The sequence below is a fragment of the Falsiroseomonas sp. genome (genome assembly GCF_041690465.1).
GTDB lineage: Bacteria > Pseudomonadota > Alphaproteobacteria > Acetobacterales > Acetobacteraceae > Falsiroseomonas.
In genome coordinates, this window is record NZ_JAWLHG010000014.1 from 81,918 (window position 1) to 95,219 (window position 13,302).

Below are 13,302 nucleotides of genomic sequence, written 5' to 3' on the forward strand. Positions count from 1 at the left end.
CTCACACCCAAGGCGCGCCGCGCACCACCTGCACGACGCGGTTGACGAAGATGCCGGGCGTATGGACGTGGTCCGGTGCGATATCGCCGAGCTCGCGCAGGTGATGCACCTGCGCGATGGTGAGGTCCGCCGCGCTCGCCATTACCGGGTTGAAGTTCCGCCCGCTCTCCCGATAGGTCAGATTGCCCCAGCGGTCGCCCTCCCAGGCTTCCACCAGCGCGACATCGCCCTTCAGCGCGTATTCCATGACGTGCTCGCGCCCGTTGAAGTCCCGCGTCTCCTTGCCCTGCGCGAGCTTCGTGCCGGCGCCGGTCGGCGTCCAGAAGGCGGCGATGCCGGCGCCGGCGGCGCGCATCCGCTCAGCCAGCGTGCCCTGCGGCACGATCTCCAGCTCCAGCCTGCCGGCGCGGTACAGCTCCTCGAACACGGTGGAGCCGGCCGAGCGCGGGAAGGAGCAGATGATCTTCCGGACACGCCCTTCCATCATCAGCTTCGCAAGCCCCACCTTGCCCGCGCCCGCATTGTTGGCGACGACGGTGAGGTCCTTGGCACCCTGTTCCAGCAGCCCCTCGATCAGCTCGTCCGGCTGCCCGACGGCGCCAAAGCCGCCCATCAGCACGGTCGAGCCGTCCTTCACGCCCTGCAGGGCCTCGGCGAGGGACTGGACGATCTTGTTGATCATGCGGCGATGGTCCTCCGGCCGAGGGGTCTAGCCATCGGCGCCCTCCTTGTCCAACGCGCCGAGGCGGAAGCGCCCATTCCCCACGACCACGACATCCCGCTCCACAACCCTGGCGCGGAAGGCCGCGCCATCGGCATCGGGCCAGATCTCCGTCCGGATCGTCTCGCCCGGAAACACCGGGGCGGAGAAGCGGCATTCCACCCGGCCGAAACGCTCCGGATCATTGCCGCACACCGCCTTCAGCAGCGCACGGCCGACGATGCCGAAGGTCGCCAGCCCATGCAGGATCGGCCGCGGGAAGCCGGCCTTCGCCGCCACCGCCGGGTCGCTGTGCAGCGGGTTGTGGTCGCCGTTGAGGCGATAGAGCAGCGCGATCTCCGGCCGCGTCGGCAGGTCCAGCACGATGCTCGGCGCGCCCTCCGGCTCCGGCGCCGGCTTCTTCACCGGCCCGGCAGGGCCGCCGAAGCCGCCATCGCCGCGCAGGAAGGTGGTCTGTTCCAGCGTTGCTAGCTTCGCGCCCGTGGCGGCATCCAGGATCACCCGCTCGGAATAGAGCAGCGCGCCCTTGCCTTCGCCGCGGTCCACCAGGCCGGTCACGCGCGACCGCCCGATCACCTCGCCTTCCACCGGCAGGGTGCCATGCAGCTCCACCGCCTGCTCCCCATGCACCAGCCGCAGCGCGTCCACGCCGGTCGCCGGGTCGCGCAGCCAGAAGCCGGGATAGCCGAGCACCACCGCCATGCTCGGCAAAGCCCGCATCGCCGGGCCCTCGGTGACGAAGCGCAGCTCGCCTTCGTCCATCGGGTCCTGCCCGGCGCCGAGGCTCAGCGCATACAGCGCCGTGTCCTGCCAGCGCAGGCGCTGGCGGATCTCCGGGATGGGGAAGTTCAGGAGCTTCTCGTACTCGATCGGCATGCGCGCTATTCCAGTTCGATCACGGCATCGGCCGCGAAGGCGCCCTGGCCTTCGGGCAGCACCAGCAACGGGTTGACCTCCGCCGAGCGCAGCCGCGGCCCGGCGGCGACGGCGAAGCGCGACAGGGCGGAGACCGCCGAGGCCAGCGCCGCCACATCCGCCTTCGGCCGCCCGCGCGCGCCATCCAGCAGCGGGAAGCCGCGCAGCGAGCGGATCATGTCCATCGCATCCGCTTCGCTCACCGGGCAGCGGCGGAAGGCGACGTCCTTGAACACTTCCACGAAGACACCGCCGAGCCCGACCATCGCCACCGGCCCGAAGACCGGGTCGCGCACCGTGCCGACCACCATCTCCACGCCGCCGCTCACCTGCTTCGCCACCAGCACGCCCTCGATGCGCGCATCCGGCGCATGCTGCGCCGCGCGCTGCATCAGCGTGGCGAAGCCTTCGCGCACCGCATCCGCGTCCGCCAGGTCCAGCAGCACGCCGCCGATCTCGCTCTTGTGCAGGATGTCGGGCGACAGGATCTTCGCCACCACCGGGAAGCCGATCCGCCGCGCGGCCGCCACGGCGCCCTCCGCCGTCGCGGAGGCTTCCTCGGGCACCATCGGCACGCCCGAAGCGGCGAGGATGCGCTTGGCCTCCGCCTCGTTCGGCTCGGCTTCGGGCAGCGCGGCCTGGCCGATCTCGGGTGGCGGCGGTGCGACCCGTGCAAATGCCTCGCCGAAGCGGCCCATGGCGGCCAGCGCGACCACGGCGTGGGAGGGGTCCTGCATCACCAGGAAGCCATCCGCCTCCCATTCGCGCCGCCGCTCCGGCGAGGCGAGGATGGAGAGCACGAACAGCCGGTCGGGATGCCGCTCCAGCACCGGCTTCAGTTCCGCGCGCAGGCGCGGCGCGATGGCGGGGCTGCCACCCCACTGCGTGAAGAAGGCGATCAGGCTGGGATAGCCGCCATCCGCCGCCATGCTCTCCGCGAAGGCGCCGATCACCGCCATGTCGTTGAAGGCCTGCGCCGTGCAGTCAACCGGGTTGCGCGGGGAGGAGAAGGGCACCAGCCCCAGCAGCTTCGCCTGCGCATCCTCCGGCATCGCCGGCATCGGCAGCCCGACGGCTTCCGCCGCATCCGCCATCATCACGCCCGCGCCGCCCGAGATGGTCACGACGCCCAGCGCGTTGCGGACGGGGTAGATCCGCTTCTGCGCGACGTAGCAGACATCCAGCAGTTCCTCCGTGGTGCGCGCGCGATGCACGCCGAACTCGGAGAACACCGCATCCATCACCCGGTCGTCGCCGGCGATGGAGGCGGTGTGGGAGCGTGCGGCCGCCTCGCCCAGCGCGCTGCGGCCAACCTTCATCAGCACCACCGGCTTGCGCGCCGCGCGCGCCGCCTCCAGCGCCTGCACGAAGCGCGCACCGTCGCGGATGCCCTCCGCATAGGCGGCGATCACCTCCACCTCCTCGCTGGCCGCCATCCATTCGATGAAATCGGCCAGGTGCAGGTCGGCCTCGTTGCCGGTGGTGACCAGCACCGGCGTGCCGAGCCCGCGGTCGCGCGCCAGGCCGAAGAGGTGTGCGCCATAGGCACCCGACTGGCTGGCGATGCCGACCCGCCCCGGCAGCGGCCAGCCATTGTCGAAGGCGGCCGAGAAGGTGGGGAAGTAGCCGAGTGCCGCGTTGAACAGGCCGAGGCAGTTCGGCCCCACCAGCCGCATCCCGTGCCGGCACGCCGCTGCAACCAGCCGATCCTGCATCGCCTGGCCGGCCTCGCCCACCTCGGCGAAGCCCGCGGTGAACACGATCCCCGCCTTGCAGCCGCGCGCGCCGAGTGCCTCCACCGCCGCGATGGCGCCCTCGCCGGGGATGGCGATGATCGCCGCTTCCGGCGCCTCCGGCAGGTCGGCGACGGAGGCGACGGCCGGCAGCCCCTGCACCGTCGCGCGGTTCGGGTTCACCGGCAGGATCGCGCCCTGGAAGCCGCGCGCCTTGAGGTAGGCCAGCGGCCGCCCGCCGATCCGCGTGGGGTCGTCGGAGGCGCCGATGATCGCGATGGACCGGGGCCGTAGCAGGGCATCGAGCGGGTGGGTGGTCAGCGTCGCCTCCTGGCTTCCGGTCGCGGCGAGGGTGCAGAGTGGCGCGGCGCGCGCAAGCCCCCGGCGGCGGATCAGAGCGGCCTGGCCGGCACCCCGCCGACGCGCGCATGCGGCGGCACGTCCTTCGCGACCGCCGCGCCCGGCGCGACCACGGCGTCGGCGCCGATCTCGACCTCCGGCCGCACCACCGCGCCGGCACCCACCAGCGCGCGCGGCCCGATCCGCACGAAACCGCAGAGCACGGCGCCCGGGCCGACATGCGGCGCCTCGCCGAGCAGGCAGTCATGCTCGACGATTGCGCCGGTGTTCACGAGCGTGAGCGCGCCGAGCGCCGCCGAGGCGCCGACCGCCGCGCGTGCCATCACCTGCACGCCCGGGCCGACCAGCGCGCTCGGCGAGACCAGGGCGGCGGGGTGGATCACCGACGGCATGGCGATGCCGAGCATCCGGCAGGTGGCACCCAGCCTGGCGCGCGTGGCATTGTCGCCGATGGCAACCACCGCCTGGTCGAGCCCCTCGGCCCGCAGCCGCGGCAGGTCGGCCATGGTGCCGATCCGCGGCAGGCCGAGCACCGGCCCGCCGGGCGCATCGTCCAGCAGCCCGGCGATCCCGATCCCGCTGGCGCGCAGCGCCTCGATCACCGGCTTGGCATGGCCGCCGGCGCCGAGGATGAGGAGGCCCGTCAAACCCCCGGCGCGACGATCATGCAGGCGCCGCGGCTGCGCAGCCGGTCGCAGGCCTGGTCGGCGGCGGCGCGGCTCGACAGGCCGACCACCCGCGCGCGGTAGAGCGTGCCGCGCCCCTGGCGCACCGGCTCCACCACCACCTGCGTGCCGCGCGCGCCGACCAGGCCGCGCGCCCGGTCGGCCGCGGCGCGCGCTAGGTTGGCGGAGGCGAAGGCGCCCACCTGCACGCCCCAGGCGCCGCCGCCTGCGGGTGCGGCGGTCGCAGCCCGCATCGGCACCGGCAGCGTGCCGGCCTGCGCGCTGGGGATCAGCGAGAAGCCGCGCGAAGGGCGCGCCGCCGGCGGCGGGGCGAGCGACTCGGCCACCAGCGTGCCGGGGTCGCCCGGGCTGGAGATCGGCTCCATGCGCCGCTGGAAATCGCCCGGGCTCGCGACCGGTGCCATCGCCAGCACCGGCGCGCCGGCCGAGGCCAGCTGCACCGGCGCCGGCGTGGTGGTGCCGTCGGGGATCGGGTCCATGCGCACCACCGGGCCGGGCGGCAGCTGCGCCACGCGGATGCCGGGATCCATCGCGTTGCGCTGGTCGCGCAGCGCCAGCATGGTCGCGGTGTCGCCACGGCGCGGGCCGGCCGGGATGTTCAGCGGGATCTCGGCCGCCGCGTAGATCTCCGGCGCCGCGCGGCGGTTCGGATGGGTTCCGGCGATGCGCGGCCCGATGCGGGCGACGTAGTTGCGCGTCTCGGCCGGCAGCCCGCGGCCCGCCCAGAGATAGTCCTCCAGCCGGCGAGGGCCGGCATTGTAGGCCGCCAGGAAGCCCGGCGCGCCGTAGAGCTCGTACATCTCGCGCAGATAGGCGGTGCCGGCCATGATGTTGTCCCACGGATGGTAGGGGTCGCCCCCCAGCCCGTAGCGGCGGGACAGCTCGGCATAGGTCCCCGGCATGACCTGCATCAGCCCCATCGCCCCGGCATGCGAGGTGACGCTCTGCCGTCCGCCGGATTCCTGGCGCATCACCTCGCGGATCCAGCGCTCCGGCACGTCGAAGCGGCGTGCGGCCTGCTGGATGTAGGGGCCCCAGGGATCGCTGGACGGCCCGGGCCGGTCGTAGCCCTCCGGCCGTGGCCATTCGCTGGAGATGGCGGGGGCCTGCACCGCGGCGCGCTGGGGCGAGCCGCCGCAGGCCGCCAGGGTGCCGACCAGCAGGCACGCCAGGATTGGCCGGGTGCTCCGCGTGGGTCGGGACCGGGTCATGCTCGTACTCCGTCGGTTGCCGGGTGCCGGTCTCCGAAGCCCGCCCCCCCTGGTGCGCCGCCGCCCCCTGCGGCCCTGCGCACCCCGGGCCAACCCCGACGTCCGTCCCGTCGTTCAAGCAAGTGATCTACGGTCCCGCTGGCAGGCGCATGCACGCCGAGCCTTCAGGCCCCAAGGCAAGTCCAAGGCCTAAACCCCTAGCGCGGCTAGGCCTTCACAGGCAACAACCCGATGATGGCAGAACCGTGGCAAGCATCGCCGTTCGCCTTCGCCGCTCACGGGCGCCGCCGTTCACATGTCGGGGTGAATGGGTGCAGAATGGTACCCCTGTGACGCTGTCCGTGCCTGCCCATATCCCGCGCACGGCGTTGCCCTGACGATGCTGGCGGCGCCCTGCGCCGACCCGGCTGCTGACCGGAGGATTCCCTGACGATGCGCACTTCCCGCCCCCTGCTTCCCCTGATGGCGGCCCTTGCCCTGGTGGCGACCGTGCCGGCCTGTGCGCCGGCGAATACCGGCAGCACCGTCTCCGCGCGCGGACTGGGCGGCGCGGCGAGCGTTTCCTACGGCACCATCGTCGGCAGCCGGCCCGTGCAGGTGCAGGGCGGCGGCACCGGGATCGGCACGGTGGGCGGCGCCGTCGCGGGCGGCCTGGCCGGCAGCTTCATCGGTGGCGATTGGCGTTCCAACGCGCTGGCCGGCCTGGGCGGCGCGCTGCTCGGCGGCATCGCCGGATCCGCCGTGGACCGTGGCGTGACCAGCGGCACCGCGATCGAGTTCGTCGTGCGCGAGGACCGCGGCGGCGACATCGCCGTGGTGCAGACCAATGAGGAAGCGCTGCAGGTCGGTGACCGCGTGGTGATCACCCGTGGCGACCGGGTGCGGCTCTCCCGCGCCGCTGGCGCGCCGCCCCCCGGCTATGCGCCGGCGCCGGGCGTGGCGCCGCAATCCGGCTACGTGCCGCAGGCCGGCGCCGTCGTCTCGCCGGTCGGTGGCCCCGCGAAGTAGCGACGGTTTCCGGCGTGCCTCGGTGCAGCCGCACGGAGGCACGCTGGCTCGGCACACGCCAGCGGCCCGCCCATGACGGCGACTCCCGGGTCTACGAGCCCGTTCCGCGGGTCCGCGCGTCGAGAACGGTCGAAGTCAGGCCGGCTGCGGCGATGCCGGCCGCGGTGGAATCCGGAGGGCTCCACGAAGTCAACCGCACCTTCACGAACCTGCCGTGCTGGATGGTCACGCAGACGCTGTCACCCGTGGTCGCGCCGTCCTGTTGCACGATGCGGAAATTCGCGCAGCGGATGGGCCCCACGTCCATGCCGGTATCAAAGGCAACCGAGCGATAGCGGCCCATGCGCGCCACCGCATTGAGTTCGGCGGCGGCCGCGCGCAGTTCCTGCAGCACATCGGGGCTGTCACCACCTTCCGGCTGCCGGAATTGCCCGCGGTCGTAGAGGTAGACTGTCGCGATCATCCGCTCGCCGTTCGCGGGGACGTAGCGCACAGAGACGCCCAGCCCTGCGCCGCCCGGAAGGCGCTCGGCATTCATCACCTCGCCGCTGCGCCGGAACGGCCCCAGTTCCGATGGAAGGGACTCGACGGCACGTGCCGCGTCTGACGCACCAGATGGGCCAGCCGTGGCCCTTGTCCCTGGAGCATCCGGCGCAGCGCACCCCGCCAGGAGCAGGAGCGCGACGAGAACCGCACGCATGACGCTTCCTCGATTCGGATCGGGAATATCGTGCGACGACCCGCGCCGCCCGTCCATCCGGCTGCATTGCCCCGGCCGACTGTCACGCCTCCGGCCGCACCCGGACACGCATCAGCCGCACCGCCCGGTCGCCCAGGCCGGGCGGCAGCAGCGCCAGCAGCCGCAGCAGCCAGCCGAGCGGTGCCGGGAACACCACCCGCGCGCGACCTTGCAGCAGCGCCCGATGCACCCGCTCCGCCGCCGCCTCCAGCCCCATTCGCAGCGGCTTCGGGCCGAGATAGCGATCGCCCATCGCGCTGTCGAAGAAGCCCGGGCAGATGACGCTGACCCGGATTCCCTCCGGCCCATGCGCGGCGCGAAGCGCCTCGCCCCAGGCGAACAGCCCGGCCTTGCTGGCGCAGTAGCCCGGCGTGTCCGGCAGGCCGCGGAAGGCGGCGAGCGAGGCGACCAGGCCGATCGCCCCGTGCCCGCGCGCCCGCATCCCCGGCAGCAGCGGCCCGACCAGGTGCATCGCCCCGAGCAGGTTCACCGCCACCTGTGCCGCCGCCGCGGCGGTATCTTCCGGCGCGCCATCCGGGCTGGTCCCGGCCGAGGTGCCGGCATTGGCGATGGCGAGCTCCACCGGCCCTTCCACCTCGAACGCCGCGAGCGCTGCGGCGAGCGCCGCCGCGTCCCGCACATCGAGCGCCGCGATGCGCACCCGCGCGCCGCGCGCCGTGCACTCCGCGGCCACCGCCTCGAGCGCGGCGCGGGAGCGCGCCACCAGCAGCAGCCGCACCCCCGGTGCCGCGAAGCGCCGCGCCAGCGCCGCGCCCAATCCGCGCGAGGCGCCGGTGATCGCCACCGCGCCGAAGGCCGTCACCGCCACCCCCTCAGCCGCGCCACCGCACGGGTAACGAAGCCCTGCACCGCCCGGATGCCCGCGAGCCGCCCCGGCGGAAACAGCTCCGGCCGGTCCATCCGCTCCAGCAGGAGCTCGGGCGGGCAGGGGAGTTCGGTCAGCGGGTCCACGCAGCTTGGGTAGAGGATCAGCGCGCCGGCGACCAGTTCGTCGAGCGTCAGCCGCCGCCGCGGGCGGGGGAGGGCCGTGCGGTCCTCGGTCAGCCCCCAACCGGCATAGAAGGGGCTTCCCCAGCAGGTGACCGGGAGCCCGCGCAGCAGCGCCTCGAAGCCGGTCAGCGAGGTGATGGTGTGCACCGCCGCCACCTGGCCGAGCACCGCCGCCATCGGCGCCCGTTCCAGCACCTGGTCGGCCAGCCCTGCCAAGTCGGCGGCGGCGATGCGGCCGCGGCGGAAGCCGGCCTCGATGTCGGGATGCGGCTTGTAGATGAGGAAGGCATCGGGCTCGGCGGCGCGGACGGCGCGCAGCAGCTCGAGGTTGCCGCGGATGGCGCCGCCGCCTTGCCGCACCGAGGCATCGTCCTCCACCTGGCCCGGCACCAGGATGCACCGACGCCCCGGCGGCGGCGCGACGACCGGTGCCTCGCCGCCCAGGTTGTACTTGGTCACCCCGCGCGCCACGATCGCCGCCCGCAGCGCCGCCGCGCGGGCGAGCAGGGCCGGGGTGAAGGCGGCGGTGCCCAGCAGCACCTCCAGGTCGCTCGCCTGCGCCGGGTCGTAGTACGGCCCGCGCCCATCCACCGCGAAGGAGGCACCCGGCCGGAACGCTGCGCCGAGCCCGGCGGAGCGGATGAAGCCGTCCTCCAGCCACAGCAGCTCCACCCCCGCCGCCGCCGCGCGCCGGCGGAGATCCGCCGGCGCCGAGGCGCTCCAGGCCAGCAGCGCGCCGCCGCGCGCCCTGGCCGCGGCGAGCGCCGCGCCCGGCCGGGTGCGGAAGACAGGCGCCGGCCCCGCCGAGGCCAGCAGCGCCGCCACCCGGCGGCGCTTGTAGGGATGCACGCCGAGGCAGGCCGCGACTCGCCGCCCCTCGGCCGCCCGCGTCTTCCAGAGCGCCAGGATGTCGAGTGCGTCCAGGATGCCGCAGGGCCGCTTGCGGAACGGGTCGGCACAGCGCGTCGCCGCCAGCAGCGCCGCCCACGTGGCGCGTGGGTCCGCCCCCGCCAGCGTTCCGTCCGCCAACGGGACACCGGCAGCCAGCGCGAGCAGCGCAAGGTCGCGCGAGGCGCCGCGCAGTTCCGCCGCGGCGTCGAGCAACGTCCAGGGATCGAGCGCCGGCAACCCGCCCTGCAGCACCGGGGCGCCGGCGGCGAAGGGGTCGCGTGCCAGCACCATCGGCCGGCCCTCCGCCCGCGCCTGGGCCCGCGCTGCCGCCAGCCGCGCCGCGGCTTCCTCCCGCCGGGCGGAGTCGCAGGGGTCGAGCACCACCAGCGCCGCCCGCCGCGCCAGGCCGAGCGCCGCCACGCCCGGATCGGGCAGTCCCGGCGGCCCGCCGAGTCGCGCCGCCGCCAGCCGCGCCAGCACCTCGGGCAGTTCGGCCGGCGTCGCCGCTGGCCTGGCGAGCGCATCGCCGACCGGATCGGGCGGCGCGCCGAGCACCAGGGCGACCGGCACCTCCCGTCCGGCGAAACATGGCGGGCGGAAGGGTCCGGGGGAGAAGGGCAGTGGCGACCCGTCCTCGCCCGGCGCCACGCGCTGCTCCGGCCAGAAGGCCGGCAGGTGCGGCCAGGCGGCCAGCAACCGTCGAGGGAACAGGAGCGGTGGGAGCGCGCGCGGCGGCGTGGCTTCGGGCACCGGCACATGCTAGACGGAAGCCGGCCCAGGTGCATGCGCCGGGGGCGACGGGCGTGCCCCGGACCTTCCCCGCCGTTGCCGCCGGGCGACAGGTTAAGGACAACCATGGCGCGCGGGCCGGTTCGGAGCGTTATACCGTTTTGCTTCGTCCGGCTGGTTCCGTTAGTCTGCAACGCGATGAATCAATACACTTTCCCGCGCGCCTGGCGGCTGCCCGGCGCGATCCGCCGTGCCGCCGGCCCGCAGTTGGCCCTGTTCGGGGCGCTTTTGCTCGCCGGTTGTGCGGGGGGCGGGGGGCTGTTCGGCGGCGCCGGCCAGCCGGCCACGCAGCCCACTGCGGCCCCCGCCGTGCAGGACCCGCTCGCCGCCTTCGCCGCCCAGGCCGCGCCCGGCGCCCAGGCCCGCGTCACCTTGGCGGACGGCCAGCCGGCCACGGTTCGCCTGGCGCGCAGCTACGCCGCGGCCAGCGGACGGGAATGCCGCGAAGTGCTGGTGGGCGCGGGAATGGCGCAGCGTTCGCAACTGGTCTGCCGCACCGAGGCCGGCAGCTGGGAACAGGCGCGGCCGCTGCTGCGCGGCGCCGGACCGATGCGACGATGAGCGCCACCAGCTGGGCCGACCGCGGCGCCGAGAAGGCGCCCGGCCGGCCCGGCAACACCCTCGCCGGCCTGCGCGTCCAGCTGCGGGTGATCCATGCGCTGCTGCTGCGTGAGATGCAGACCCGGTTCGGGCGCAGCCGGATCGGCATCCTCGCGCTGTTCCTGGAGCCGCTGGCCTTTGCGGGGATGATCGCGTTCATGCGCTCGTCCATCGGCATCGGGCACAGCGTGCCCGGCGTCTCCATGTTCGTCTTCGCGCTGGTCAGCTACCTGCCGTTCTTCACCTTTCGCGCCATCGTCTCGCGTGCGCCGGGCACCGTGCGGTCCAACGTGACGCTGCTCTACCACGCGCCGATCCGCCTGCTGGACGTGGTGCTGGCGCGGCATGCGCTGGAGGCGGCGGCGGTGTTCAGCGTCATGGCCTTCGTCGTCATCGCGCTCGCCATCTGGGCCGACGCGCCGCCGCATTCGATCCCGGCGCTGGCGCTCGGCCTGCTGCTGCTGTTCCTCTACTCGCACGGTCTCGGGCTGTGCGCCGCCGCGGCCGCGGCGGTCTCGCGCATCGCCGCGGCGCTGATCCACCCGCTGCTGTTCCTGTCGCTGCCGCTGTCGGGCGTCCTGATCGCGGTGCACATGCTCGATCCGGCGATCCAGGAAGTGCTGCTGTGGAACCCGCAGGTCCACATCCATGAACTGGTGCGTGAGGGCTTCTTCGGCGACAAGGTGCCCTGCTACTTCGATATCGGCTATCTCGCCTTTTGGGTCGGGGTGTTCAACCTGCTCGGCCTCGCCGCGCTCCGCGTCGTCCGTCCCCGGCTCGAACTGTGAGGCGGCGCGGATGATCCTGCTCGAGGGAGTGTCGAAATTCTATCGGACGCGCGGCGTCGGCAAGCGCTGGATCCTGCGCGACACCACGGCGGTGATCCGCCGGGGCGACCGGCTCGGAATCCTCGGCCGCAACGGCTCGGGCAAGTCCACGCTGGTGCGCATGCTCGGCGGGGTGGAATTCCCGAACTCCGGCCGCATCGAGCGGCGGATGACGGTCTCCTGGCCGCTGGCGCGGCGGATGGGCGTGCATCCGCAGCTCAGCGGCGCCGACAATGCCCGCTTCATCGCCCGCATCTATGGCAAGCCCATCGAGGAGATGGTCCGCGCCGTGGACAGATTCGCCGAGCTCGGCAACTACATGGACATGCCGATCTCCACCTACTCGGCCGGCATGATGTCCCGCCTGCAGCTCGGCCTGTCGCTGGCAATGGATTTCGACTGCTACCTGATCGACGAAGCCACGAGTGCCGGCGACCAGCGCTTCATCGAGCGTGCCCGCCAGGCGATGGAGTCACGATTCCATAAACGTTCGCTGGTCATCGTCAGCCACCAGACCACGCATATCCGCACCTTCTGCCGCACCGCCGCGATCCTGAACGACGGCCGGCTGACCTTCTTCGAGGACCTCGATGAAGCTATCGCCACCTACGAGGCCCTCTGAGCCTCTCGCCGCCAGCGGCATCTCGCCGCAGGCGGCCACCCGCCCGGACCGGCCGAAGCCCGGCCGCCGCCGCCGCCGCATCGGCGCGCGCTGGTGGTTCGTGCTGCTCGTCGTGCTGCCGACGCTGTTGACCGCCGGCTACTATGCCGGCTTTGCCGCCAACATCTATGAATCCGAGGCCCGCTTCCAGGTGCGCAACCGCTCCGGCGGCAGTGGCGGTGCGATGGATATGGGCGGAGGGCGGATCGCGGCCATGGCCAGCGCGCTGGGTGGCGTCAGCGCCCGGCCTTCCAGTGAGGAATCCCAGGCTGTCTCCGCCTGGATCGACAGCCACGCCGCGATCACGGCCCTGCAACGCGAGATCGACCTGGTTGAGCTGTGGCGCCGCCCGGAGGCCGACCCGATCGCCCGCCTGTGGTGGGAGGAGCCGCAGCTCGAATGGCTGCTGTGGTATTTTCGGCGTCGCGTCGAGGTCGTCTTCGACGCCGAGACCGGCGTGATGACGCTGCGCGCCCATGCCTTCCGCCCGGACGACGCGCAGATGCTGGCGCAGCAGGTGCTACGCCTGTCTGAGGAACTGGTGAACACCCTCTCCGCCCGCACCGTCGGCGACGCCGTGCGCGTCGCGCAGGAGGACGTGGCCAAGGCCGAGCGCCGGGTGATCGCCGCGCGCGAGGCGCTGATCGCCTTCCGCGAACGCGAGCAGGCCTTCGACCCGACGCGCAGCGCCACCGGCGCGGTGGACAATATCGGCCGGCTGGAATCGCTGCTGGCGCAGACCCGCGCCGAGCTGCAGGAGCGTCGCGCCTTCATGCGCGCCGACAACCCGCAGGTGCAGGTGCTGGCGAACCGCATCGCCGCCCTGCAGGAGCAGATCGCCACCGAGCGCGGCCGCATGACCCGCGGCAGCGAGGCGGTGACCCAGCAGGTCGCCGGCTTCGAGCGGCTGGAGCTGGAACGCCAGCTGGCCGATCGCGAGCTTGCCTCCACCACCGCCTCGCTCGAGGCGGCGCGCACCGACGCGCTGCGCCAGCAGGTCTTCATCCTCCGGGTCGCCGATCCGCAATTGCCGGAATGGGCGCTCTACCCCCGGGCCACCTTCAACACGCTGACCGTCTTCGTCAGCCTCTCGGTGCTGTTCGGCGTCGGCTGGCTGCTGATCGTCAGCGCGCGCGAGCATGCGAACTGA

Annotated in this window: 13 protein-coding genes; 5 read left to right on the top strand and 8 right to left on the bottom strand. The window is 73.4% G+C overall.

Annotation, left to right across the window (positions count from 1 at the left end):
* Nucleotide 1 precedes the first annotated feature (1 nt).
* The 5 genes from ACESM1_RS15500 to ACESM1_RS15520 form a co-directional block, all read right to left on the bottom strand.
* Nucleotides 2–682 (bottom strand): 3-oxoacid CoA-transferase subunit A, encoded by a 681-nt coding sequence (locus ACESM1_RS15500; RefSeq protein ID WP_372621505.1) that lies wholly within the window; start codon nucleotides 680–682, stop codon nucleotides 2–4.
* A 27-nt stretch (nucleotides 683–709) separates the two neighbouring features.
* Complete coding sequence (locus ACESM1_RS15505; RefSeq protein WP_372621506.1) at nucleotides 710–1,597, bottom strand: MaoC/PaaZ C-terminal domain-containing protein; 888 nt, start codon at nucleotides 1,595–1,597, stop codon at nucleotides 710–712.
* Nucleotides 1,598–1,602: 5 nt separating this feature from the next.
* Nucleotides 1,603–3,690 carry an acetate--CoA ligase family protein gene (locus tag ACESM1_RS15510; RefSeq protein WP_372621591.1) on the bottom strand — a complete coding sequence of 696 codons (2,088 nt, stop codon included), beginning with the start codon at nucleotides 3,688–3,690 and terminating at the stop codon, nucleotides 1,603–1,605.
* Nucleotides 3,691–3,761: 71 nt separating this feature from the next.
* A complete protein-coding gene (locus tag ACESM1_RS15515) occupies nucleotides 3,762–4,376 on the bottom strand; it encodes a NeuD/PglB/VioB family sugar acetyltransferase (protein ID WP_372621507.1) in 615 nt (204 codons plus the stop codon).
* Nucleotides 4,373–5,626 (bottom strand): transglycosylase SLT domain-containing protein, encoded by a 1,254-nt coding sequence (locus ACESM1_RS15520; RefSeq protein ID WP_372621509.1) that lies wholly within the window; start codon nucleotides 5,624–5,626, stop codon nucleotides 4,373–4,375. The genes ACESM1_RS15515 and ACESM1_RS15520 overlap by 4 nt, the downstream gene beginning before the upstream one ends.
* Before the next feature lie 432 nt (nucleotides 5,627–6,058).
* Here ACESM1_RS15520 and ACESM1_RS15525 point away from each other — a divergent pair, with 432 nt between their 5' ends.
* Nucleotides 6,059–6,634: a glycine zipper 2TM domain-containing protein gene (locus ACESM1_RS15525; protein WP_372621511.1), complete on the top strand. Its 576-nt coding sequence runs from the start codon at nucleotides 6,059–6,061 to the stop codon at nucleotides 6,632–6,634.
* A gap of 91 nt (nucleotides 6,635–6,725) precedes the next feature.
* Here ACESM1_RS15525 and ACESM1_RS15530 read toward each other — a convergent pair whose 3' ends face one another.
* The 3 genes from ACESM1_RS15530 to ACESM1_RS15540 form a co-directional block, all read right to left on the bottom strand.
* Entirely contained in the window at nucleotides 6,726–7,172 is a 447-nt protein-coding gene (locus ACESM1_RS15530; RefSeq protein WP_372621513.1) for a hypothetical protein, read from the bottom strand.
* Between the two features lie 244 nt (nucleotides 7,173–7,416).
* A complete protein-coding gene (locus ACESM1_RS15535; protein ID WP_372621514.1) occupies nucleotides 7,417–8,196 on the bottom strand; it encodes an SDR family NAD(P)-dependent oxidoreductase in 780 nt (259 codons plus the stop codon).
* On the bottom strand, nucleotides 8,193–10,025 hold the full coding sequence (locus tag ACESM1_RS15540) for a hypothetical protein (RefSeq protein ID WP_372621516.1): 1,833 nt from the start codon (nucleotides 10,023–10,025) through the stop codon (nucleotides 8,193–8,195). The genes ACESM1_RS15535 and ACESM1_RS15540 overlap by 4 nt, the downstream gene beginning before the upstream one ends.
* Before the next feature lie 105 nt (nucleotides 10,026–10,130).
* On the opposite strand from ACESM1_RS15540, the gene ACESM1_RS15545 reads away from it, so the two are divergent.
* From ACESM1_RS15545 to ACESM1_RS15560, 4 genes are read left to right on the top strand one after another with little or no spacing between them, the layout of a single operon-like run.
* Complete coding sequence (locus ACESM1_RS15545; RefSeq protein WP_372621517.1) at nucleotides 10,131–10,625, top strand: DVU3141 family protein; 495 nt, start codon at nucleotides 10,131–10,133, stop codon at nucleotides 10,623–10,625.
* Complete coding sequence (locus ACESM1_RS15550) at nucleotides 10,622–11,452, top strand: ABC transporter permease (RefSeq protein WP_372621519.1); 831 nt, start codon at nucleotides 10,622–10,624, stop codon at nucleotides 11,450–11,452. The genes ACESM1_RS15545 and ACESM1_RS15550 overlap by 4 nt, the downstream gene beginning before the upstream one ends.
* Nucleotides 11,453–11,462: 10 nt before the next feature.
* Nucleotides 11,463–12,113 carry an ABC transporter ATP-binding protein gene (locus ACESM1_RS15555; protein WP_372621521.1) on the top strand — a complete coding sequence of 217 codons (651 nt, stop codon included), beginning with the start codon at nucleotides 11,463–11,465 and terminating at the stop codon, nucleotides 12,111–12,113.
* Entirely contained in the window at nucleotides 12,082–13,302 is a 1,221-nt protein-coding gene (locus tag ACESM1_RS15560) for a capsule biosynthesis protein (RefSeq protein ID WP_372621523.1), read from the top strand. The genes ACESM1_RS15555 and ACESM1_RS15560 overlap by 32 nt, the downstream gene beginning before the upstream one ends.

Bases quoted from the DNA above. Each gene is read 5' to 3' on its own strand.
- ACESM1_RS15500 (WP_372621505.1), bottom strand. From the start codon at position 682: ATGATCAACAAGATCGTCCAGTCCCTCGCCGAGGCCCTGCAGGGCGTG.
- ACESM1_RS15505 (WP_372621506.1), bottom strand. From the start codon at position 1,597: ATGCCGATCGAGTACGAGAAGCTCCTGAACTTCCCCATCCCGGAGATC.
- ACESM1_RS15530 (WP_372621513.1), bottom strand. From the start codon at position 7,172: ATGAATGCCGAGCGCCTTCCGGGCGGCGCAGGGCTGGGCGTCTCTGTG.
- ACESM1_RS15550 (WP_372621519.1), top strand. From the start codon at position 10,622: ATGAGCGCCACCAGCTGGGCCGACCGCGGCGCCGAGAAGGCGCCCGGC.
- ACESM1_RS15555 (WP_372621521.1), top strand. From the start codon at position 11,463: ATGATCCTGCTCGAGGGAGTGTCGAAATTCTATCGGACGCGCGGCGTC.
- ACESM1_RS15560 (WP_372621523.1), top strand. From the start codon at position 12,082: ATGAAGCTATCGCCACCTACGAGGCCCTCTGAGCCTCTCGCCGCCAGC.
- ACESM1_RS15525 (WP_372621511.1), top strand. From the start codon at position 6,059: ATGCGCACTTCCCGCCCCCTGCTTCCCCTGATGGCGGCCCTTGCCCTG.
- ACESM1_RS15545 (WP_372621517.1), top strand. From the start codon at position 10,131: ATGGCGCGCGGGCCGGTTCGGAGCGTTATACCGTTTTGCTTCGTCCGG.
- ACESM1_RS15520 (WP_372621509.1), bottom strand. From the start codon at position 5,626: ATGACCCGGTCCCGACCCACGCGGAGCACCCGGCCAATCCTGGCGTGC.